19 protein-coding genes are annotated in these 23,143 nt (G+C 61.7%); 5 read left to right on the top strand and 14 right to left on the bottom strand.

Annotated elements, in window-relative coordinates; genetic code table 11:
• Nucleotides 1-78 precede the first annotated feature (78 nt).
• The 6 genes from ppiD to tig all read right to left on the bottom strand — a co-directional run bounded on the left by ppiD (nt 79) and on the right by tig (nt 8,514).
• On the bottom strand, nt 79-1,992 hold the full coding sequence (ppiD, locus tag C2U30_RS03900; RefSeq protein WP_199767338.1) for a peptidylprolyl isomerase: 1,914 nt from the start codon (nt 1,990-1,992) through the stop codon (nt 79-81).
• A 149-nt stretch (nt 1,993-2,141) separates the two neighbouring features.
• The gene (hupB, locus tag C2U30_RS03905; protein ID WP_005315375.1) at nt 2,142-2,414 is read right to left on the bottom strand and encodes a nucleoid-associated protein HU-beta; all 273 of its coding nucleotides are present in this window, start codon (nt 2,412-2,414) and stop codon (nt 2,142-2,144) included.
• A 240-nt stretch (nt 2,415-2,654) separates the two neighbouring features.
• Entirely contained in the window at nt 2,655-5,009 is a 2,355-nt protein-coding gene (gene lon / locus C2U30_RS03910) for an endopeptidase La (RefSeq protein WP_103243211.1), read from the bottom strand.
• 139 nt (nt 5,010-5,148) lie between these two features.
• Nucleotides 5,149-6,423, bottom strand: coding sequence for an ATP-dependent protease ATP-binding subunit ClpX (clpX, locus tag C2U30_RS03915; protein WP_010674573.1), 1,275 nt, complete (start codon nt 6,421-6,423; stop codon nt 5,149-5,151).
• A gap of 70 nt (nt 6,424-6,493) precedes the next feature.
• Complete coding sequence (gene clpP / locus C2U30_RS03920) at nt 6,494-7,117, bottom strand: ATP-dependent Clp endopeptidase proteolytic subunit ClpP (protein WP_005324106.1); 624 nt, start codon at nt 7,115-7,117, stop codon at nt 6,494-6,496.
• An 86-nt stretch (nt 7,118-7,203) separates the two neighbouring features.
• Nucleotides 7,204-8,514 carry a trigger factor gene (tig, locus tag C2U30_RS03925; RefSeq protein ID WP_010674572.1) on the bottom strand — a complete coding sequence of 437 codons (1,311 nt, stop codon included), beginning with the start codon at nt 8,512-8,514 and terminating at the stop codon, nt 7,204-7,206.
• Nucleotides 8,515-8,944: 430 nt separating this feature from the next.
• On the opposite strand from tig, the gene C2U30_RS03935 reads away from it, so the two are divergent.
• Together C2U30_RS03935 and yfbR are read left to right on the top strand one after the other, a co-directional pair.
• Nucleotides 8,945-9,379: a YccF domain-containing protein gene (locus tag C2U30_RS03935; RefSeq protein WP_042016081.1), complete on the top strand. Its 435-nt coding sequence runs from the start codon at nt 8,945-8,947 to the stop codon at nt 9,377-9,379.
• Between the two features lie 84 nt (nt 9,380-9,463).
• Nucleotides 9,464-10,054: a 5'-deoxynucleotidase gene (gene yfbR, locus C2U30_RS03940; RefSeq protein ID WP_010674569.1), complete on the top strand. Its 591-nt coding sequence runs from the start codon at nt 9,464-9,466 to the stop codon at nt 10,052-10,054.
• 130 nt (nt 10,055-10,184) lie between these two features.
• On the opposite strand, the gene lolE is transcribed toward yfbR, so the two are convergent.
• The 3 genes from lolE to C2U30_RS03955 are packed head-to-tail and all read right to left on the bottom strand — an operon-like array spanning nt 10,185 to nt 13,400.
• Complete coding sequence (gene lolE, locus C2U30_RS03945; protein ID WP_103243212.1) at nt 10,185-11,426, bottom strand: lipoprotein-releasing ABC transporter permease subunit LolE; 1,242 nt, start codon at nt 11,424-11,426, stop codon at nt 10,185-10,187.
• Nucleotides 11,426-12,124 (bottom strand): lipoprotein-releasing ABC transporter ATP-binding protein LolD, encoded by a 699-nt coding sequence (gene lolD / locus C2U30_RS03950; RefSeq protein ID WP_010674567.1) that lies wholly within the window; start codon nt 12,122-12,124, stop codon nt 11,426-11,428. Before lolD ends, lolE begins: the two co-directional genes overlap by 1 nt.
• Nucleotides 12,125-12,164: 40 nt before the next feature.
• Entirely contained in the window at nt 12,165-13,400 is a 1,236-nt protein-coding gene (locus C2U30_RS03955; protein WP_045524771.1) for a lipoprotein-releasing ABC transporter permease subunit, read from the bottom strand.
• A gap of 76 nt (nt 13,401-13,476) precedes the next feature.
• On the opposite strand from C2U30_RS03955, the gene C2U30_RS03960 reads away from it, so the two are divergent.
• Both C2U30_RS03960 and mfd read left to right on the top strand, forming a co-directional pair.
• A complete protein-coding gene (locus tag C2U30_RS03960; RefSeq protein ID WP_103243213.1) occupies nt 13,477-14,052 on the top strand; it encodes a PilZ domain-containing protein in 576 nt (191 codons plus the stop codon).
• Between the two features lie 42 nt (nt 14,053-14,094).
• Complete coding sequence (gene mfd, locus C2U30_RS03965; RefSeq protein WP_103243214.1) at nt 14,095-17,559, top strand: transcription-repair coupling factor; 3,465 nt, start codon at nt 14,095-14,097, stop codon at nt 17,557-17,559.
• Between the two features lie 537 nt (nt 17,560-18,096).
• Here the strand turns inward: mfd and fbp are convergent.
• Complete coding sequence (gene fbp, locus C2U30_RS03970) at nt 18,097-19,131, bottom strand: class 1 fructose-bisphosphatase (RefSeq protein WP_029314452.1); 1,035 nt, start codon at nt 19,129-19,131, stop codon at nt 18,097-18,099.
• The gene (locus C2U30_RS22605) at nt 19,119-19,505 is read right to left on the bottom strand and encodes a hypothetical protein (protein ID WP_158654833.1); all 387 of its coding nucleotides are present in this window, start codon (nt 19,503-19,505) and stop codon (nt 19,119-19,121) included. Before C2U30_RS22605 ends, fbp begins: the two co-directional genes overlap by 13 nt.
• On the opposite strand from C2U30_RS22605, the gene C2U30_RS03975 reads away from it, so the two are divergent.
• Nucleotides 19,505-21,121 (top strand): peptide ABC transporter substrate-binding protein, encoded by a 1,617-nt coding sequence (locus C2U30_RS03975; RefSeq protein ID WP_103243215.1) that lies wholly within the window; start codon nt 19,505-19,507, stop codon nt 21,119-21,121. The two genes, C2U30_RS22605 and C2U30_RS03975, sit on opposite strands and share 1 nt — an antisense overlap.
• Before the next feature lie 50 nt (nt 21,122-21,171).
• Here C2U30_RS03975 and C2U30_RS03980 read toward each other — a convergent pair whose 3' ends face one another.
• The 3 genes from C2U30_RS03980 to sixA form a co-directional block, all read right to left on the bottom strand.
• Nucleotides 21,172-22,092 (bottom strand): DMT family transporter, encoded by a 921-nt coding sequence (locus tag C2U30_RS03980; protein WP_039039040.1) that lies wholly within the window; start codon nt 22,090-22,092, stop codon nt 21,172-21,174.
• A gap of 185 nt (nt 22,093-22,277) precedes the next feature.
• On the bottom strand, nt 22,278-22,484 hold the full coding sequence (locus C2U30_RS03985; RefSeq protein WP_005324080.1) for a DUF1107 domain-containing protein: 207 nt from the start codon (nt 22,482-22,484) through the stop codon (nt 22,278-22,280).
• A 133-nt stretch (nt 22,485-22,617) separates the two neighbouring features.
• Nucleotides 22,618-23,085: a phosphohistidine phosphatase SixA gene (gene sixA / locus C2U30_RS03990; RefSeq protein WP_069651167.1), complete on the bottom strand. Its 468-nt coding sequence runs from the start codon at nt 23,083-23,085 to the stop codon at nt 22,618-22,620.
• Between the last annotated feature and the right edge of the window lie 58 nt (nt 23,086-23,143).

Genomic DNA, 23,143 nt, shown 5'->3' on the forward strand with positions numbered 1-23,143 from the left:
GCTCTGCCGGGCTGTCGATGGCACAAAAAAACGGCTCCATCATGGAGCCGTTTTCACACTTGGGGCCGTGAGGCTGACTTACTCGACAGTGGCTTCCACGTCGGTGAAGTATTCGATCTTGGCCGCCTTGCGCAGCTCGTCGATCAGCGACTTGTAGTCGGCCTGTGCCTTGCCCTGACCCAGCTGACCTTGCAGCAGGCTCACCATCTGGGACGGCTCCTTGATGACGTTGACCTTGTCCAGCGCCACCACCACACGATCACCGTTGGCTTCGGTCACCAGCTCGACGCTCGGCTTGCCATCGGTCGGATGGGGCATGCGGAACGCCTGGGTCACCAGGTTCTGGTCCATCTCCTGGGCGAAACGGGATACACCGGTATGGGTATCCACTTTCAGACCCAGCGCGGTCAGGTCGGCCTGAACGTTCTCACCGGCCTTGAGCTTGTCCAGCAGACCCTGGGCCTTGCCACGGGCCACTTCACTGGCCTTGTCGTGCTTGATGGCGGTGATCACCTGCTCTTTCACCTCGGCAAGCGGCTTGGCCGCCTTCGGCTGGTGACCCATGATGTGCAGCACCAGCGCCTTGCCGTCGGCCAGCTCGATCACGTCGGAGTTGGTGTTGTCATCGCGCAGCTGTTCGGAGAACGCCACGGAGAGCACCTTGGGATCATTGAGGGGTGCCGGCGCATCGGCCTGGCTGAAATAGCCGGTGGACTGCACCTGGAGGCCCATGGCTTCGGCGGTCAAGTCCAGGGAGTCCGGGTTCTCGAAGCTGCTGTCGGCCATCTTCTGCTGCTCGGCGAAGAACTGCTCCTTGGCCTTCTCAGACTGCAGACGGGCGATGGTATCGCTCATCACGTCCACGAAGGGCTTGGTCTTGGCCGGTTCGACGGCCAGCAGCTTGATAATGTGGAAGCCGAACGGGCTCTTCACCACGGCGGAGAGATCGCCAGCCTTGGCCAGCGCGAACGCGGCTTTCTCAAAGGCAGGATCCATCACCCCCTTCTCGAACCAGTCGAGCTCCCCGCCCTTCTTCGCGGAGAAGGTATCGGAGGAGTCGGCCTTGGCCAGCGCGGCGAAATCGTCACCTGCCTTGGCCTTGGCCAGCACGGCCTCGGCTTTCTGCTCGGCGGCCTTTTCATCCTTGCCAAACGGGATCAGGATGTGCGCCACCTGACGGCGCTCGGGACGCTGGAACAGATCCTGATGCTGGTCGTAGTAATCCTGGGCATCCTGCTCGGTGACCTTGATGTTCTTACCAAGGTTCGCGGCATCGAGCAGCAGATAGTCGACATTGACCGTCTCGTCGTTCATGAAGCGAGCGCTGTTGGCCTTGTAGAACTGCTCCACCTCGGCATCGCTCACCTCGATCCCGTCCACATAGGCGGAAGCGGCCAGACGGATCAGGCGCAGGTCACGGGTCTGGTTGTAGAGGCGATCCAGTTGCTCGGCTTCCCCCTTGAGGGCGAACTCCGATCCCAGCACGGCGCCCATCAATTGCTGGCGCACCATATCCTGGCGCAGGGAGTCGCGGAACATCTCGGGGGTCATGCCGGCACGGCGAATGAGCTGCAGGTAGCGGTCATTGCTGAACTTGCCGTTCTCGGCAAACTCGGGCATGGCGACGATGGCCTGCTTGATCTGCTCATCGCTGACGCGCAGACCCAGGGAGCGGGCCTTGTCATCGATCAGCGCCTGATCGATCAGACGGTCCAGCACGCCACGGCGGAACTGTTTCATGTAATCGGGATTGGCGGCCAGCTGGTTGAAGGCCTCACCCATTTGGGATTCCATGCGGGCCCGCTCATTGCGGTAGGCATTCTCCAGTGCGGGGGCACTGATGTCATTGCCGTTGACGGTGGCGGGGGCGGTACGTGCCGGGCCATTGAGGTAGCTGCCTACGCCGGCCAAGGCAAAGGAGAGGATGATCAGGCCCAAGATAACCTTGGCTACCTTGCCCTGCGCCCCTTCGCGTAGTTTATCCAACATCATGTTTGTACTTATGCTCCCGAACTCGATGGGCGTAAATAATGAAAAGGCGCACCGATTGCGATGCGCCTTGGTCAAGCAGTATGAGGGAGAGCCCTCTCACTTGTCTGGTCAGAGACCAAGGACGGTGCCGATAGATATCAGCGACCGGCTTAGTTGACCGCGTCTTTCAGGGCCTTGCCGGCTTTGAAGGCAGGAACTTTACCGGCAGCGATTTCAATGGTCGCACCAGTTTGCGGGTTGCGGCCGGAACGGGCTGCACGCTCGCGAACGGCGAAAGTACCGAAACCAACCAGAGCAACCTGGTCACCCTCTTTCAGGGCTTCGCCCACGGCATCGATGAAGGCATCCAGCGCACGGCCAGCGGCAGCTTTGGAGATATCAGCACCGTCTGCAATCTTGTCAATCAGTTGAGATTTATTCACTCTTATATTCCCCTTTTATCGAACATCGCTGCGGCGCTGATTTCCCTGGCCACAACAAGTGGAGGTTTTATAACAAGCCTCCTGATCAGTTGCAAGTGACAATCTGGCGCAAACCCGCGCCACATCACGCATTGCGACTCATCATGAGTACCCGATCGGTGGTCAAGGCTACTTCCGTTGTCCGGTGCATGCAAGCCTTAACCACCCCCCGAATGCGCCAAATTTGCGGCGCATCAACATTTACACGACAGAAACGCGTTCGAAACCTTGCGGATTGTCCTGCAACGCCAGTGCAAGCACCTCATCAATCCAGCGAACCGGATAGATTTCAAGATCTTGTTTGACGTTGGCCGGGATCTCCTCGAGGTCACGTTCGTTCTCTTTCGGGATCAGCACACGCTTGATGCCACCACGGTGGGCCGCCAGCAGTTTCTCCTTGAGACCACCGATGGGCAGCACCTCGCCACGCAGGGTGATTTCACCCGTCATCGCCACGTCGGCACGCACCGGGTTGCCGGTGAGGCTGGAGACCAGGGCGGTACACATGGCGATACCGGCGCTCGGGCCGTCTTTCGGGGTCGCCCCTTCCGGCACGTGCACGTGGATGTCGCGCTTCTCGTAGAAGTCGCCGTTGATACGCAGCTTCTCGGCACGGGCCCGCACCACCGTCATGGCCGCCTGGATGGACTCCTGCATCACGTCACCGAGGGAACCGGTGTAAGTGAGCTTGCCCTTGCCCGGCATGTTGGTGGTCTCGATGGTGAGCAGATCGCCCCCCACTTCGGTCCACGCCAGCCCGCACACCTGACCAATCTGGTTCTGGTCGGTGGCCTTGCCATAGTCAAAGCGCTGTACCCCCAGGAACTCCTTGAGGTTCTCCTGGTTGACCTGAACATGCTTGATGCTCTTGTCCAGCAGGATGCGTTTGACTGCCTTGCGACAGATTTTTGAGATTTCACGCTCCAGGCTGCGCACACCCGCCTCGCGGGTGTAGTAGCGAATCACCCCGATCAGCGCCGAATCCTCGATGGTGATCTCGGAAGGCTTCAGGCCGTTGCGCTGGATCTGCTTGGCCACCAGGTGCTGCTTGGCAATGTTGAGCTTCTCGTCCTCGGTATAACCGGACAGACGGATCACTTCCATCCGGTCCAGCAGCGGACCCGGGATGTTCATGGAGTTGGAGGTAGCCACGAACATCACGTCCGACAGGTCATAATCCACTTCCAGATAGTGATCGTTGAAGCTGCTGTTCTGCTCGGGATCCAGCACTTCCAGCAGGGCGGAAGCGGGATCGCCGCGCATGTCCGAGCTCATCTTGTCGATTTCGTCGAGCAGGAACAGCGGGTTCTTCACGCCGACCTTCGCCATCTTCTGGATGAGCTTGCCGGGCATGGAGCCGATATAGGTGCGGCGGTGACCGCGGATCTCCGCCTCGTCACGCACCCCACCCAGGGCCATGCGCACGTACTTGCGACCGGTCGCCTTGGCGATGGACTGACCGAGCGAGGTCTTGCCCACACCGGGAGGCCCGACCAGGCAGAGGATGGGGCCCTTGAGCTTGTTCACCCGCGCCTGTACCGCCAGGTACTCGAGGATGCGATCCTTGACCTTGTCCAGGCCATAGTGATCCGAATCCAGCACCTCTTGTGCCTTGGCGAGATCCTTCTTGACCTTGGAGCGGGCCTTCCACGGCACCTGCACCATCCAGTCCACATAGCTGCGCACCACTGTGGCTTCGGCGGACATGGGGGACATCATCTTCAGCTTGGCAAGCTCGGCCAGGGCCTTCTCGCGCGCATCCTCCGGCATCCCCGCCTCGTCAATCTTGCGATTGAGGGCTTCGAATTCGTCCGGGCTGTCTTCCAGCTCACCCAGCTCTTTCTGGATGGCCTTCATCTGCTCGTTGAGATAGTACTCCCGCTGGCTCTTCTCCATCTGCTTCTTGACCCGGGAGCGGATGCGCTTCTCGACCTGCAAGAGGTCGATCTCCGACTCCATCATGGCCATCAGAAACTCGATGCGCTCCGACACGGAGGCGATTTCCAGCACCTTCTGCTTGTCTTCGAGCTTGAGCGGCATGTGGGCAGCCATGGTATCAGCCAGGCGCGCCGCATCGTCGATCGCCGAGATCGAGGTCAGCACCTCGGGCGGGATCTTCTTGTTGAGCTTGATGTAGCCTTCAAACTGGCCGATGGCGGAGCGCACCAGCACATCCTGATCCTTCTCCTCGATGGGGGCGGACGCGATGTACTGGGCCTCCCCGACAAAAAAGTCGCGATCGTCGATCATCCGCTCAAGACGGGCACGCTGTCCCCCTTCCACCAGCACCTTGACGGTGCCGTCCGGCAGCTTGAGCATCTGCAGAATATTGGCCACTGTCCCGACGGAGAAAATTTCCTCCACCGTCGGTTCGTCAGTCGACGCATCCTTCTGGGCCACCAGCAGGACTTTCTTGTCCTGCTCCATGGCCGCTTCCAGACAGCGAATGGATTTTTCCCGCCCCACAAAGAGTGGAATGACCATGTGGGGATAGACCACCACGTCACGAAGAGGCAGGACGGGAATCTCGATGCGTTCTGAACGCTCTAGGTTCATATATGTCCTCTCGGCTTGTTATACCGTTGGCAAAGGCTTGGCTGAGTATATGGGGGCGCAAAGATGAGATTCAATCGCCTTGGCCGTAAAAAGCATGAAAGGGGCAAAAAGCCCCTTTATGTGATTAAAAATCAGACAGTTACTCTGAGGCTGCGGCCTGAGTCTCGGGATTGTCGTAGATCATCAGAGGCGCGGAGTCTCCCTTGATCACCGTCTCGTCGATCACCACCTTGCTGACCCCTTTCAGGGAGGGCAGGTCATACATGGTGTCGAGCAGCACGGCCTCGACAATGGAACGCAGACCCCGGGCACCGGTTTTGCGCTCCATGGCCTTGCGGGCAATGGCATTGAGCGCGTCGTCACGAAACTCCAGCTCCACCTCTTCTAGGGCGAACAGCGCGGCATACTGCTTGGTCAGCGCGTTTTTCGGCTCTTTCAGGATCTGGATGAGGGCCGCCTCGTCAAGCTCGGTCAGGGTCGCGACCACCGGCAGACGGCCGATGAACTCGGGGATAAGACCGTACTTGATGAGATCTTCCGGCTCCACCTTGGCAAAGTTCTCGCTCAGGGTTGCCTTGGCATTCTTGGATTTCACCTCGGCGCCAAAACCGATGCCGGTGCCCTTGACGGAACGCTGCTCGATCACCTTGTCCAGCCCCGCGAAGGCACCACCACAGATGAAGAGGATCTTGGAGGTATCGACCTGCAAAAACTCCTGCTGCGGGTGCTTGCGACCGCCCTGGGGCGGCACGGAGGCGATGGTGCCTTCGATCAGTTTCAGCAGGGCCTGCTGCACCCCTTCCCCGGACACGTCGCGGGTGATGGAGGGGTTGTCCGACTTGCGGGAGATCTTGTCGATCTCGTCGATGTAGACGATACCGCGCTGGGCCTTCTCCACGTCGTAGTCGCACTTTTGCAGCAACTTCTGGATGATGTTCTCCACGTCCTCGCCCACATAACCGGCTTCGGTCAGGGTGGTGGCATCGGCCATGGTGAAGGGCACATCCAGCAGACGAGCCAGGGTCTCGGCCAGCAGGGTCTTGCCGCTGCCGGTGGGGCCAATCAGCAGGATGTTGGATTTGCCCAGCTCCACGCCACCGGACTCGCTGCCGCTGCGAAGACGCTTGTAGTGGTTGTAGACAGCCACTGCCAGCACCTTCTTGGCGTACTCCTGACCGATCACGTAGTCGTCCAGATGGGCGCGGATTTCATGAGGGGTCGGCAGCTCGCTACCATCGCGCTTGGGAGAGATCTCGCGGATCTCCTCGCGGATGATGTCGTTGCACAGCTCGACACACTCATCACATACGTAGACGGAAGGGCCAGCGATCAGCTTGCGCACTTCATGCTGGCTTTTGCCGCAGAAAGAGCAATACAGCAGCTTGTCGCCCTCACCCTTGCGTTTCTCTGTCATTCAGCGACCTCGTTTTATCAATAGAGGATGGATCGTCCTGTTGAGTTTACAACAGGACGGGGTACCCTGCTCAGCCGCGCTGGCTCAGGATGCCGTCAACCAGACCATAGGCAACGGCCTGCTCGGCGGACATGAAGTTGTCACGGTCGGTGTCGCGCTCGATGGTGGCCATGTCCTGACCGGTATGGAACGCCAGACGATCGTTCAGGGTATTCTTGATTTTCAGGATCTCCTGGGCATGGATCTGGATGTCAGAAGCCTGCCCCTGGAAGCCGCCCAGCGGCTGGTGGATCATCACTCGGGCATTGGGCAGGCAGAAACGCTTGCCCTTGGCGCCACCGGCCAGCAGGAAGGCCCCCATGGAGCAGGCCTGCCCCATGCAGACGGTGCTCACGTCCGGCTTGATGAACTGCATGGTGTCATAGATGGACATACCCGCAGTGACGGCGCCACCCGGCGAGTTGATGTAGATGCTGATGTCCTGATCCGGGTTCTCGGACTCCAGGAACAGCAGCTGGGCCACCACCAGGTTCGCCATGTGATCCTCGACCTGACCGGTCAGGAAGATCACCCGCTCTTTCAGCAGACGGGAATAGATGTCGTAGGAACGCTCCCCTTTCGCGGTTTGCTCTACCACCATCGGGATGAGCGCATTGCGTGGGGATTCAGTCACATCGTTATAGTTCTTGTACATAAGGCATTGTCCCTAAAATAAAATGGCCCGAGTGGAGATCACACGAGCCATTATACTTAACAGTTTTGACCTTAAGTCAAATGTTCTTAGGCAGCGGCACCGGACTTGTTGATCACTTCGTCGAAGGCAACTTCTTTCTCGGTGACTTGCGCCTTGGACAGGATCAGATCGATGGCTTGATCTTCAATGGCCAGGTTGCGCACGCCGTTCAGCATCTGCTCGTTCTGCTGATAGTACTCGATCACTTCTTTCGGATCTTCGTAGGCAGTGGCCATGGACTCGATGATGCTGGTCACACGGGCGTCGTCAGCCTTGATCTCGTTGGTGCGGATGACGTCACCCAGCAGCAGACCAACGCGGACACGGCGCTCGGCCTGGGCCTGGAACAGCTCGGCCGGCAGCTCGGGGGCGTTGCCGCCCTGGAAGCCACCGAAGCGCTGCAGAGCCTGCTGACGCAGGGTGTCGATTTCCTGGGCAACGGCAGCCTTCGGCAGATCGATCTGGTTGGCTTCAACCAGGCCGTTCAGTACCTGCTCTTTCACGCTGTTTTTCAGGGCCTGGGCCAGTTCGCGCTCCATGTTCTTGCGCACTTCTGCCTTCAGCTCTTCAACGCTGCCGCTCTCGATGCCGAAACGCTTGACGAACTCTTCGGTCAGCTCGGGCAGCACTTGCTCTTCAACCTTGTGCAGCTTGGAGGCAAACTTGGCAGCCTTGCCCTTCAGGGCTTCGGCGTGGTAGTCAGCCGGGAAAGTCACCTCGATGGTGAACTCGTCGCCCGCTTTCTTACCCAGGATGGCGTCTTCGAAGCCCGGGATCATGCGGCCAGCGCCCAGTTCCAGGGTGAAGCCTTCAGCCTTGCCACCGTCGAACTCTTCACCGTCGATGGAACCGACGAAGTCCATGGTCACACGCATGCCGTTGGCGGCAGCCACAGCGGCTTCAGTCCAGGTGGCGTGCTGCTTGCGCAGGGTGTCGATCATGTTTTCCAGGTCGCTGTCCTTCACGGTGGCAACCGGCTTCTCGACCTTGATGCTCTCCAGACCGGCAACTTCGAACTCCGGATACACTTCGAAAGTGGCGGTGAATTCGAAATCCTGACCTTCTTTGATCTCTTTCGGATCCATGGTCGGGGCGCCAGCCGGGCTCAGTTTGTTCTCGATGATGGCCTTGATGAAGTTGTTCTGCATCATTTCATCGGCAACACGGGCGTGAGCCATGGCACCGAACATCTTCTTGATGATGGCAACCGGAGCCTTGCCAGGACGGAAACCGTCGATGCGACGGGTTTTGGCCAGGCCATTCAATTCTTTGCGCACGGCGGCGTCAACGGTAGCGGCCGGTACAGTGATGGTAAGACGGCGTTCCAGACCCTGGGTTGTCTCTACAGAAACTTGCATTCTTTTACCTCGTTCAACTCAGCACTGCGTGCTGACCCTTTATTGCCCCCGGGCAAGCCCGGAGTCTTCCTGTTTATAAAGACAACGACTGTCTTTGTGATGAGAAAATATGACGCGACATTATAGCGGCGTGCAGTGGTCGCGTCGAGCCGCACATCCCCCATCCGGGGCACAGACAGCACAATTTGCGCAAGACTTTCTCCTATATGGGGAAGCCTTGCACCGAGTTCAAGCATTCCATCCGCAATAATTTGCACTGGCTCACTCTTTTTCACGGCGAACGGGCCATTTTGATCGCCATCCGCCGCCAATCAGGCACAAAAATGGCGTGCTGCGACCCAAATTGTCCACCTTCTCGCCTGTGCCATTGCGTCCCCCGGCAGGGCTCGCTATGGTGACAGCCAATTCACGTGCTGCTGGAGTCACCCACATGTCCTTTTTCCGCTTCTTGTTCAATCTGCTCTGGTTCGTGCTGGGAGGCGTCTTCATGGGGCTGGCCTGGTGGCTGGCGGGGCTGCTCTGCTTCATCTCCCTCATCGGGATCCCCTGGGGACGCGCCTGCTTCGTCATCGGCACTTTCACCTTCTTCCCGTTTGGCAAGCAGGCGGTGAGCCGCAAGAGCATGACGGGCCAGAGCGACATCGGCACCGGCGCCCTGGGGCTGATTGGCAACATTCTCTGGTTTGTGCTCATCGGGGTCTGGCTGGCCATCGGCCACATCGCCTCGGCGCTGGCCTGTTTCGTCACCATCGTCGGCATCCCGTTCGGCATCCAGCACCTCAAGCTGGCCCTCATCAGCCTGGCCCCCATCGGCCAGATGATAGTGACCAACCACGAGGCCGAATCGGGCCGCTACATCCGCTGACGGCCCATCTCAGGCTATCCTTGCGGGTGGAAAAAAGGGCAGACTAGGGTCTGCCCTTTTTCATTGCCCCATTCGAGGTCTTCCATGCTGCCCAGCCATTTTTTTGCCAACCTCGCCCGTATGCGCCTCATCTACCGCTGGCCCCTGATGCGCAACATCCAGCCCGAAAACATCGCCGAGCACAGCCTGCAGGTCGCCATGGTGGCCCACGCCCTCGGTCTTATCAGCAATCGTCTGTTCGGCGCTCAGGTGGATGCAGACCGGGCCGCCGTCATGGCCCTCTACCACGACAGCAGCGAGGTGCTGACCGGGGATCTGCCCACCCCGGTCAAGTACTTCAATCCCGAAATCGCCCGCGAATACAAGAAGATTGAGCTTGCCGCCGAGCAGCGCCTGCTGGGGATGTTGCCGCCTGAGCTGGTCGAGGACTTTCGCCCCCTGCTCGACTCCGGCGCCCAGGACGAGGCCCTCACCAGCCTGGTGAAGGATGCAGACACCCTCTGCGCCTACACCAAGTGTCTGGAGGAGCTGAGCGTCGGCAACCGGGAGTTCGAGCCCGCGCGAAAGCGCCTCGAGCAGATGCTGGACGCCAGGATGAACCCCGCCATGCGCTACTTCATCGATGTCTTCGTGGGGAGTTTTTCACTGCCTCTCGATGAGTTGAATGCCCATTGATGCCATCAACACGGCACCAGGCATCATCTCCTCCTGCGTATTGCCCCGATAACCGCCACTTCGGGGGTTTCCCCACAAACGAGTGACAATAAAAAGGGCCCCGCAGGGCCCTTTATCACATCCATGGGCATCAATGCCCCAGTTCCCGGGACGGCACCAGGCCGCTCGCCCGCCAGGCGGGATAGAGGGTCGCCACCAGGCTCATCAGGATGGCGGCGCCGGTCACGATGAGCAAGTCCTGCATGTGCAGCTCGGTCGGCAGGAAGTCGATGAAGTAGATGTCCGGATTGAGGAAACGGTGCCCGATCACCCCTTCGATGGCGCTCAGGATCTGGGTCAGCTTGCTGGAGAGCAGGCCGCCCAGCAGGGCGCCTAGCAAGGCTCCCGCCACCCCGTTCACCATCCCCTGGATGACGAAGGTAAGCCGGATCTGGCCCGGGCTCGCCCCCATGGTCTTCAAGATAGCGATCTCGCTGCGCTTCTCGTTCACCGCCATCACCAGGGTAGAGACGATGTTGAAGCAGGCCACCGCCACCACCATCAGCATCACCACGTACATCACGGTGCGCACCATCTGGATGTCCTGATAGAGATAACCCTGACGGCTCATCCAGCTGCTGATATAGACGTAGTGTGGGAATTTCTGGGCCGCCGCCACCGTGATGGACTGGGCCTTGAGCACGTCGCTCACCTTGAGGCTGAACCCCTCCACCGCGCTGCCCATGCCGGTGATGGCCTGGGCGTCCGCCAGGTGCATGAAGCCGAGCAGGCCGTCGAGCTGGCCGCCGATCTCGAGCAGTCCTACCACGGTGAGCACCTCCCGTTTCGGGTTCTTGATGCCGGCGGCATCACCCGCCTGGGGCAGCAGCAGGGTGACGGTGTCCCCTGTCTTGACCCCCAGCTTGTCGGCGATGATCTTGCCGAGGATGACCCCGTGTTCACCCGCCTGCAGCTCGCGAAGGCCCCGACCCGTCATGAAGTTGCCCGCATCGGAGAGATTGGCTTCCAGCTCCGGCAGCACCGCACGCAGCTGGACCCCCTTGAGGGCGGAGCCGTGCTCCAGCAGGCCGTCCAGGCGAATGACGGGGGCAGCCGCCTCCACCCCGGGCTGGGCCAGCAGGTAGTCCCTGAGCCGCGGCCAGTCAGGCAGCGGCGCTTCCATGCCGATGAGCTCGCCGTGGGGGACCACGGAGAGCACCCGGTTCTTGAGCTCCCGCTCGAACCCGTTCATGGCGGAGAGGCCAAGAATGAGGGCCATCACCCCGAGGGCGATCCCGATGAGGGAGGAGGCCGAAATGAAGGCGATGAAGCCGTTGCGGCGGCGGGAGCGGCTGTAACGCAGGCCCAGGAACAGGGGCAGCGGCTTGAACATCAGGCGACCTCCGCCATGATGCCGCTCACCAGGGTGACCCGGCGGTGGAGCTTGGCGGCCAGGCTCAAGTCATGGGTCACCACCACGAACGCGGTGCCAAGCTCGCGGTTGAGCTCGCACAAGAGCTCATAGACGGCGGTGGCGCTGGCATGATCCAGGTTGCCGGTGGGCTCGTCCGCCAGCACCAGGCTGGGTTCGTTGACCAGGGCACGGGCGATGGCCACCCGCTGGCGCTCACCACCGGAGAGCTCGGACGGTCTGTGGTTGAGACGGTGGGAGAGCCCCACCCGCCCCAGCATCTTGCTCGCCTTCTCGGTGGCGCTGGCCACCGACTCACCGGCGATCAGCAGCGGCATGGCCGCATTTTCCAGCGCGCTGAATTCCGAGAGCAGGTGGTGGAACTGGTAAACGAAACCCAGCTCCTGGTTGCGAAACCTCGCCTGGGTGCGGCTGTCCCAGCCATGGATGTCCTGCCCCTTGAACAGCACGGCGCCGCTGGAAGGGTTGTCCAGCGCCCCCATCAGGTGCAGCAGGGTGGTCTTGCCGGAGCCCGAGCTCCCCACCACCGCCAGCATCTCCCCGGGGGCGACGTCCAGCTCGATCCCCTTGAGTACCTGGGTCTCCAGATTGCCCTCTTTGTAGACATGATTGAGGGCCTGGCAGCGCAGCAGCGGCTCGCAGGAGACGGATTGATTCATAACGGGGGCTCCACTTGCACCAGTAACAACAGAAGATGAATTATTCATAACGCAGCGCCTCCGCCGGTTTGACCCGGGCCGCGCGGGAGGCCGGGTAAAGGGTGGCACTGAAACTCAGCAGCACGGCACCCAGCAGGATGGTCATGACCTGGGCCGGCTCGACGATGACCGGCAGACCGCTGCCCCCCGCCGCCATATAGAGGTTGAGCCCAAGGGCATTGAGCAGAGGATTGAGGCCGAAGCAGAGCGCCAGCCCCGCCAGCCCCCCGAACAGGGCGCCGATGACGCCGCTCGACGCCCCCAGCACCATGAAGATCTTGACGATGCCGGATTCGCTCATGCCCATGGTACGCAGGATGGCCACCTCCCCTTCCTTGTCGGTGACCACCATCACCAGGGCGGAGAGGATGTTGAAGGTGGCGACCGCGATGATCAGCACCAGCATCAGCCCCATCATCCGTTTTTCCATGGCCACCGCCTGGAACAGCTCGCCGCGCTCGCGGCGCCAGTCCTGCCACTCCAGCCCGTCCGGCAACGCGGTCTTCACCACCTCGTCGGCGGCGAAGGGATCGTCCAGCCAGAGGCGGATGCCGCCCACCTTGTCTGCGGGCAGGCGCAGCATGCGCTGGGCATCCCCGAGGGCAATCAGGGCCACCTGGCTGTCCACGTCGGCGCCGACCCCGAAGATGCCGGAGACGGTGAAAAGACGCTGGGCCGGCACCCGGCCAAAGGGGGTAAAGCGGGTACCTTCGGTCAGAATGAGACGCACCTGGTCGCCGATAGAGACCTTGAGTCGGCTGGCCACCCCCTGCCCCAGCACGATGTGGTATTCACCGGCCTGCAGGCTGTCAAGGCGCCCTCCCAGCATCTGGGCGTGCAGGATGTCATCCTTGGGCCAGCGGGCGGGATCGATCCCCTGCACGCTCACGCCGGTGAGTTGACCCGGGCTTTGCAGCATGCCTTCGCTGTCGAGCATGGGGGCCGTGGCCACCACGTGGGGCAAGCCGGCCAGATCGAGCAGACCTTCGGGCTCGGCCTCGATGCGTCCGGCCTGATTGGTCACCACCACATGGGGGATCACCCCGAGGATGCGCCCCTTGAGCTGGCCTTCGAACCCGTTCATCACCGAGATCACCACCATCAGGGCGGCGACCCCGATGGCGATGCCAAAGGTGGAGAACAGGGAGATAAAGGAGACGAAGCGGTTACTGCGTCGCGAGCCTGCATAACGCAGGCCGATGGCCAGCGACAGTGGCTGAAAAAGTCCGGTCTTCAAGGATATCTACGTTGCCAACGAAATAAGATACCGGATAATAAAGGGAAACCGTCTATGACAACAAGGGATAGCCTCCATGCAGGAACAGTTCTTCAGCGTCACCCATGCCACGCCGGTCAATGTGATCCCCATGCCGGCCGACTTTCGTCTGCCGACGCTGGAGGCCCTGGAGGCCGAGTTGCCCGAGCCGTTTCGCATCGCCTCCGCCATCACCTCCATCGATCTGGTGAGCAGCCGGTTGCTGCGCAGCCAGAACGAGTCCATGCACGATCTGGTGGAGATCATCAATCAGCAGTCCCGCAAGATCGACATGATCATGGGCTATGTGCTGGCGGCCCAGGATCACCCCGAGCACCGCTTCCACACCCTGCGCTTTGGCGCCGGGCAGCTCACCTACCTGCACCCCCACCAGGGGCACGGGAAGGCCCCCGTCCTGCACCAGATCGTGCGGCTCAAGATCTTCCTGCGGGAAGAGGCCTCCGCCGTCTACTGCTACGGCGAGGTCGTGCAGCGGGACGCCGGAGAGCATGGCACCCACGTGGTGCTCGACTACGTGCGCATCCGCGAGGATGACCGGGAGCTGCTGGTGCGCGCCAGCCTGCATGTGCAGTCGAAACAGCTCAAGCTGCGTGCCCAGGAACGTCAGCGCTAACCCAGGTCCATGTCAAAAGAACGCCAACAGTAAAAGACTCCGATGATGCCAATGACCCTCCCCGCCTTGCCCGCCAAAGCGGGCCAGAAGACAACGTTCGGCCAGCTGGTCGGCAGCAGCCTGGCTCTGGTTGCCGCCCGCCTCACCCGGGAAGCCCGAAGACCCGTCCTGCTGGTCACCGCCGATACCCCGAGCGCCCTGCGCCTTGAACAGGAACTGGGGTTCCTGCTGGCGGATCAGGATTGCCCGGTGCTGCTGTTCCCGGACTGGGAGACCCTGCCCTACGACAGCTTCTCTCCCCACCAGGACATCATCTCCCAGCGCCTCGAGACCCTCTACCAGTTGCCGCAGATGCGCCACGGCGTGCTCATCGTGCCCATCTCCACCCTGATGCTGCGCACGGCGCCCCAGGCTTATCTCGACAAATACAGCCTGATGGTCACAAGCGGCCAGCGCCTCAACCTGCAGCAGCTGCGCGGGCGTCTGGCGGAGGCGGGCTACGTGGCGGTGGAACAGGTGCTGGAGCACGGCGAATTCGCCGCCCGCGGCTCCCTGCTGGATCTCTTCCCCATGGGGAGCAGCCGCCCCTATCGCATTGATTTTTTCGACGACGAGGTGGACTCCATCCGCCCGTTCGACCCCGAGACCCAGCGCTCCAGCGAGCCGGTGAAGTCGGTGAGCCTCCTGCCCGCACGGGAATTTCCCACCGACGAGGGGGCCATCGAGCTGTTTCGTGGCCAGTATCGCGAACAGTTCGAGATCTCCCGCGCCGAGGGCTCCGTCTATCAGGAGGTGAGCAAGGGGCGCTGGCCCGCCGGCATTGAATACTACCTGCCGCTCTTCTTCCAGCAGACCGCCAGCCTGTTTGATTACCTGCCCGAAAACACCCTGCTGCTCACCGTGGGGGAGATCTACCCCGCGGCCCAGCGCTTCTGGAACGACATCGGCCAGCGCTATGAAGACAGACGCTGGGACAACACCCGTCCCCTGCTGCCGCCCCAGCAGATCTATCTGTCGGTGGAGCAGCTCTTCGCCGCCCTCGGGGACTATGGCGCCGTGCGTCTGCAGGAGGCGACCGTTGACGGCGGAGCGGGTCAGCAGGATCTGCCCCTCGCCCCCCTGCCGGATCTGCAGCTCGACCACAGCAAGGAGCAACCCCTGCAGGCCCTTGACGGCTTCCTGCAAGGCTTTGCCGGGCGCACCCTGTTTGCGGTGGAGTCCGAGGGGCGGCGCGAGGGGCTCGGGGATCTGCTCGCACGGATCAACCTGCAACCCCGGGAGTTTGCTTCCCTCGACGCCTTCCTGGTGAGCGATGCGCGCCACGGGCTGCTGGTCTGTCCCCTGGAGCGGGGCTTCCTGCTGCAAGAGCCCGGCCAGACGCCCCTTGCCCTCATCACCGAAGCCGAGCTGCTCGGCGGCAAGATCCGCAGCAAGCGCCAGCGGGACAAGAACAAGAACCTGAGCTCGGATGCGGTGATCCGAAACCTGGGCGAGCTGACTCAGGGCCAGCCTGTGGTGCACCTGGATCACGGGGTCGGTCGCTACCTGGGGCTCGAGACCATAGACGCAGGCGGCCTGCCCACCGAGTTTCTGACCCTGGAATACGCCGGCGGCGACAAGCTGTTCGTGCCGGTCACCAGTTTGCACCTGATCAGCCGCTACACCGGCTCCGACAACCCGCCCAGCCACAAGCTCGGCGGCGAGGCCTGGGTCAAGGCGCGGCGCAAGGCGGCGGAAAAGGTGCGGGACGTGGCGGCCGAGCTGCTGGATGTCTATGCCATGCGGGCAGCCCGTCACGGTTTTGCCTTCAAACACGACCGGGAGGCCTACCGCCAGTTTGCCGCGAGCTTCCCGTTCGAGGAGACCGAGGATCAGCTCAATGCCATCAACGCTGTGCTCGGCGACATGTGCCAGGCCAAGAGCATGGATCGGCTGGTGTGCGGCGATGTGGGCTTTGGCAAGACAGAAGTGGCGATGCGGGCGGCGTTTGTGGCCGTGCACGGCGGCAAGCAGGTGGCCGTGCTGGTGCCCACCACCCTGCTCGCCCAGCAGCACTACGACAACTTCCGCGACCGATTCGCCAACTGGCCGGTGCGGGTGGAAGTGCTGAGCCGCTTCCGCTCCGCCAAGGAGCAGAGCGCCGTGATGAAGGAGATGGCCGAGGGCAAGGTCGACATCATCATCGGCACCCACAAGCTGCTGGGCGCCGAGCTCACCTTCAAGGATCTGGGCCTGCTCATCGTCGACGAGGAGCACCGCTTCGGGGTGCGCCAGAAGGAGAAGATCAAGGCGCTGCGCGCCGACGTGGATATCCTCACCCTCACCGCGACCCCCATTCCCCGCACCCTCAACATGGCCATGTCCGGCATGCGGGATCTCTCCATCATCGCCACCCCGCCCGCCAAGCGCCTCGCCATCAAGACCTTCGTGCGCCAGCACGAACCTGCGGTGGTGCGCGAGGCGGTACTGCGGGAATTGAAGCGCGGCGGCCAGGTCTACTACCTGCACAACGACGTGGAGAGCATCGAGAAGTGCGCCGCCGATCTTGCCGAGCTGGTGCCGGAGGCGCGCATCGGCATCGCCCACGGCCAGATGCGCGAGCGGGAGCTCGAGCGGGTGATGTCGGACTTCTACCACCAGCGCTTCAACCTGCTGGTCTGCACCACCATCATCGAGACCGGCATCGACGTCCCGAGCGCCAACACCATCATCATGGACCGGGCGGATCATCTTGGTCTCGCCCAGCTGCACCAGCTGCGGGGCCGGGTCGGTCGCTCCCACCACCAGGCCTATGCCTACCTGCTCACCCCCCATCCCAAGCTGATGACCAAGGATGCGGCCAAGCGGCTGGAGGCCATCGCGTCCCTCGAAGATCTCGGTGCCGGCTTTGCGCTCGCCACCCACGATCTGGAGATCCGGGGCGCGGGTGAGCTGCTGGGCGACGATCAGAGCGGCCAGATTGAATCGGTGGGCTTCACCCTCTACATGGAGATGCTGGAGCAGGCGGTGGAGGCGCTCAAACATGGCAAGGAGCCGTCGCTGGAGCAGCTCATGAGCCAGCACACCGAGGTAGAGCTGCGCCTGCCCGCCTTGCTCCCGGACGACTACATCCCGGACGTCAACATGCGCCTCTCCATGTACAAGCGCATCGCCAGTGCGGCGGACGAGCAGGAGCTGCGGGAGCTCAAAGTGGAGCTCATCGATCGCTTCGGTCTCTTGCCGGAGCCGACCAAGACGCTGATGGAGCTGGCCGCCTTCCGCCAGCGCGCCACGGCGCTGGGCATTCGCCGGGTGGAGATGAGCGAGCGCGGCGGCTATCTGGACTTTACCCAGGAAACCCGCGTCAACCCGGCCTATCTGGTCAAGCTGCTCTCGGAGCAGCCGCGCATCTACAAGATGGACGGGCCGACCCGGCTGCGCTTCCAGGTACCGACCCAGGACAGGGCCATGCGCCTCAAACTGGTGGACGGCCTGCTGGCGGATCTCGCCCGCCATGCCACCCCCTGAGGGGAAGCATGACGTCAGCAGGGCGCGACCAGCCGCCTACAACAACGGGAGCCCCAGGGCTCCCGTTTCGTTGCTGGCAAGGGGCGGCATCTCGCCCCCGGCCCGCCTTCTTGCCTCCCGATGCCTCGGTTCGCCCTCCTGGCAGCACCATTTTACCGCCGAATCCATCCACCAATGCGATATATTGAGTCATCACCCATCTGAAAAACAGATGGATATGGGGATGATTGTGGGCAAAAAACGGGTTCAACGCGCCTCGATAGCCCCGCAGATGGCCCGTGCCGTATTTATCCCGCCCACGTATCCAGACCAGGTATCCAGGCCAAGCATCCCGGCAAGGGGGCCACCAGCCATTGCACCGCGACCGCCGAGGCGCCGCGTCAGTCCGTCAGTCAGCCCGTCAGCCCGTCAGCCCGTCAGCCCGTCAGCCCGTCAGCCCGTCAGCCCGTCAGCATATCAACCTAGCTCAACCCGCCTGCACGCCAATAAAAACGGGAGCCTTGACGGCTCCCGTGACGAAGGGACGCTGGCCCGGGCTCAGCCCTGGTTGGCCGGATCCTCGTGGGCGGAGAACTCCCGCATGAAGGCCTCGGCCCGCTCCACCATCCTGGTGGACCCGACGAAGTAGGGGGTGCGCTGGTGCAGAGCGGTAGGCTGGATGTCCATGATGCGGCCAAAGCCATCGGACGCCTTGCCACCGGCCTGCTCCACCAGGAAGGCCATGGGGTTGCACTCATAGAGCAGGCGCAGCTTGCCGTTCGGGGAGTTGGTGCCGGACGGGTAGATGTAGATGCCCCCCTTGAGCAGGTTGCGGTGGAAATCCGACACCAGGGAACCGATGTAGCGGGAGGTGTAGGGCCTGTGAGTCGCCTCGTCACGCTCCTGGCAGTATTTGAGGTACTTCTTCACCCCGTCCGGGAACTTGATGTAGTTGCCCTCGTTGATGGAGTAGATCTTGCCCTCCTCCGGAATGCGGATGTTCTCGTGGGAGAGGCAGAAGCAGCCGATGGAGGGGTCATAGGTGAAGCCGTTGACCCCAAAGCCGGTGGTGTAGACCAGCATGGTGGAGGAGCCGTAGACCACGTAGCCCGCCGCGACCTGACGGTGGCCCGGCTGCAGGAAGTCCTCCAGAGTGACCCCGGCGCCCGGTTTGCTGACCCGGCGGTAGATGGAGAAGATGGTCCCGACCGAGACGTTGACGTCTATGTTGGAGGAGCCGTCGAGGGGGTCTATCAGCACCACGTACTTGGAGTGACGGGAGAGCTCGGAATCGAAGGAGACGAAGTCCTCCTCCTCCTCAGAGGCCATGCCGCACACCTCGCCACGGGCCTCCAACGCCGCCTTGAAGCGCTCGTTGGCGTAGACGTCCAGCTTCTGCTGCACCTCGCCCTGCACGTTTTCGGCGCCGATGGAACCGATGATGTCCGCCAGACCCGCCTTGTTGATCTCCCGGTTCACCACCTTGGCGGCCAGGCGGATGGAGCTGAGCAAGGAGGTCAGCTCGCCGGTCGCGGTCGGGTAGTCCGCCTGCTTTTTGACGATGAACTCGCCCATGGTGATCATGTTTCGCATTCTTGTTCCTTTAAGATCGTTTCCGTTGGCCGTTGAAAACGTTTGCAAGTGTCGGCAAAAAAAGTGCCGATCCCCGGCAGCGTTGTTTTGTAACCCAATGTAACGCCTGTTTTTTGTTTTTGCAGCGAATTAAGCCGTTCTTTAAATCGCCAGAAAACCGCGCCACCACGGGCTTTCGGCGTGAAACAAGGGTGCCATCCGTCATCTTTTGGGGGGTTAATTCGTGACAAGAATGCATCCGGGCCGACGCGGCTGCCCGCCTTGCTCCCCCTGGCGCCCGGCAATGTTGCGCCAGAGGCTCCCCTCTTGAGATCTGCCCCCCAATCCCGCACACTGGCTGCGCTTTGGAAGCAAAAAAACATAAGGATATTCAATGAAAAAGTCGCTTATCGCCGGGGCGGTTGCCGCTCTGCTCACCCTCCCCGTCCTCGCCGCCCAGGTGCCTGAAGGCACCCAGCTTCTGCCAGCCACCCAGCAAGTGTTCGTGCGCAACATCGGCACCGAGCCTGCCTCCATCGATCCCCAGATGGTGGAAGAGAGCGCGGGCAGCGACGTCGTCAACGATCTGTTCGAGGGGCTCTATACCCTGGATGGCAACGGCAAGCTGCAGGCGGCGGGCGCCCTTGGCTACGAGCTCGATGCCACGGGCACCGTCTACACCTTCAAGCTCAGACCCGATGCCAAATGGTCCAATGGTGAGCCGGTGACGGCGGCGGACTACGTCTATGGCTGGCAGCGGGCGGCGGACCCCAAGAACGCCTCCAACTACGCCTGGTTCATCGAGCTGACCGGCGTCGCCAATGCCAGCGACGTGGTGCAGGGCAAGCAGAGCCCGGATGCCCTGGGGATCAAGGCGCTCGATGACTACACCCTGCAGATCACCCTGAAAAACCCGGTCCCCTTCTTCCTCAAGACCCTCTCCCACTACACCACCTTCCCGGCGCCCAAGGCCACCATCGAGAAGTTCGGTCATGAGTGGGTCAAACCGGCCAACATCGTCTCCAACGGCGCCTTCGCCCTCAAGGAGTGGACCCCGAACGAGCGCCTCATCGCCGAGCGCAACCCCCACTACTGGGACAACGAGCACACCGTGCTGAACAAGGTGATCTATCTGGAGATCGTCTCCGATACCGCGGCCTACAACCGCTATCGTGCGAGCGAGCTGCACTACACCACCTATCCCCTGGAGCAGTATCAGCAGATCAAGCGCCAGAGCCCGGAGGAGCTGGTGAGCGCCCCCATGCTCGCCACCTACTACTACGTGTTCAACACCCAGCGCAAACCCTTTGACGACGTCAGGGTGCGCAAGGCACTCTCTCTTGCCATCGACCGGGACACCATCACGGAGAAGATCCTGGGACAGGGGCAGCTCTCCGCCTTCAGCCTGACCCCGCCGAGCGTGGACGGCTTCGAGCTCAAACGCCCCGCCAGCGAGCTGATGAGCAAGGAAGAGCGCATCAAGCAGGCCAAGGCGCTGCTTGGCGAGGCGGGTTACGGCCCTGACAAGCCGCTGACGGTGGACATCCTCTACAACACCAACGAGGGGCACAAGAAGATAGCGCTCGCCATCTCCTCCATGTGGAAGCACAACCTGGGGGTCAAGGCGGAGCTCAACAACATGGAGTGGAAGACCATGGTGTCGGCCCTGAACGAGGGTGACTTCGGGGTGAGCCGCTACTCCTGGAACGGAGACTACAACGATGCCTCCACCTTCCTCGACATCATGACCTCCAGCAGCAGCGCCAACAGCGGCAAGTGGTTCAACAAGGAGTACGACGCCCTCCTGGCCAAGGCCCATGACGCCAAGGACCCCGCCGAGCGCAACCGCCTCTATCAGCAGGCCGAGGTGCTGATCGACGAGGAGGCCCCCATCGCCCCTGTCTACTTCTACGTGAAATCACGGCTGCTCAAACCCAACGTCAAGGGCTACCCCTACCAGAACCCGCAAGACCTGGTCTATGCCAAGGAGCTCTATCTGACGGCGCAGTGACGCTGGGCACCGAACCAAAAAGACCGCCTCGATGGCGGTCTTTTTTTATCCTACTTTTCCTGACAGCCCGCCACCGCGAGCCGGGCGCGTCTTCGTACCGTCACGGGCCTCACCAGCAACTGCGCCAGCAGCACCCCCATCAGGGTCATGCCGCCACCGATGAGGTGATAGCTGGTGAGCCGCTCCCCGAGCCAGCTGATGGCAAGGGCGGCCGTCATCACCGGCAACAGGTTCATGAAGATGGCGGTGCGGCTCGCCCCGAGCAGGGCAATGCCCTGCATCCAGAGCCAGGGCGAGAGGGCCGAGGTCGGGATCCCCGCATAGAGGATGAGCCAGAGGGCGCTGCCATCGGGCCAGTGCCCGTCCACCAGCAGATAGAAGGGGGTGAGGAACAGGAGGCTGCACAGCACCTGACCGTAGAGCATGGACCAGTTGTCCAGCCCCAGATCCCAGCGCTTGAGCAGCACGCTGTAGAGCGCATAGGTGGCCGCCGAGAGCAGCATGTAGACGGAACCGATATGGATGCCCTGGGTCAGCAGCCGGGCCGGATCCCCCTGCCCCAACAAAATCGCCAGCCCCAGAATGGAGATGGCGCCTCCCAGCAGCGCCCCCCAGGTGGGCCGCTCGCGCAGCAACCAGATGCTGAGCAGCACCGTCATCAAGGGGGTCAGTCCCATCATCAGGCCAATCTCGGTGGCACCCAGGGTCTGGGCCGCGTAATAGCCAAAGGTCTGGTTCAAGACCATCCCGAGCAGGGCCAGCACCGCCAGCTTCGAGAAACCGGCCCGCAGTTTGCGGCGCTCGCGCCAGGCCCGGTGAGCCAGAAACGGGGTCAGCACAAGGGCCGCCACCATCCAGCGCGACCAGGCGAGCGCCGCAGGAGACAACACCCCGACCGCCAGCTTGCTGACGATGCCATTGCCGGCCCAGATGGCCATGCAGGAGAAGGGAAACAGGAAGGCAAGGGGCATTGCGATATCCAGAATAAAAAGGCGGGTATTGCGCGCGAGTATAGAGAGGCAATCAGGATAAGCAAGCCTGCCAACGCAGGAAGAAGCGCCATGACGCGAACGGTTGGCACCGCGCCCAGGCTCCATCAACAATCATGCCCGCACAGGGGCGGGCATGAGGGGGACCAGGGTCAGCCTGAGGCGCCTCAGGCGGCATCCATGTGGAGCCTTGAAATCAGTTCATTGACCTCGAGCACCGTCTGGCGATGGGGAATGTCGGCTTGCAATGGCATCATCAGCAAGCCCGACTGGAAATCGAAGCGCCCCCTGCCGTGGATGTAAATCCGCCCCTTGAAGAAGGTTTTGACATGTTTTGCCACCATCAGTGGCAGGTACTTCTTGAACACTCTCATCGTTTGCAACCTCTTGAAGTTGTATCCGTATGACAGCAGCTTATGCGAAATAATTCCGTTAAATTTATATAAAAAACCGGAAAATTCGACTCTCTCTTCCCCAAAAAACCAAACTGTAACTTATTATTAACTTTTACCGTATTGTATGCGGTCCTTCCAGCCAGAGCAAGACTCCTTTGCCATCTTGCCATTCGATGCAGGCCAGCCCGGACGTCGCGAACATGGGGGCCCCTGCCGCCGGGCAGAGACTCTGGACCAGATACCCCACCAGCGGCAGGTGGCTGACCATCAGGATGTTGTCATGCTCCGCCGCCAGCGCAGTGAGGTAGCTCGCCACGAAAGCCGGGTCCCCATAGGGGGTGATGTCGCCGCTCTCCTCGACCTTGAGGGCCTTGGGCAACTCGGGGGCGATGGCCTGCCAGGTCTGTCTGGCACGCAGGTAGTTGCTGTGGATCACCAGGTTCAGGGAGCCTGCCAATTGGGGAGCCAGCCAGCCCGCCATGTGGATGGACTCTTCGATGCCTTGCTCGGTCAGTGGACGCTGTTCATCAGTCTTTGCGTTCATGCCAGCCTGGCCATGACGCATGATGTAGATTTTCATTACAACCTCGCCCAGGGGGCCTGTTTAAATAGCGGGGGAATCTTACCCCGCCATGCCG

Origin of the sequence: Aeromonas sp. ASNIH5 (genome assembly GCF_002902865.1) — a bacterium.
Lineage (GTDB): Bacteria > Pseudomonadota > Gammaproteobacteria > Enterobacterales > Aeromonadaceae > Aeromonas > Aeromonas caviae.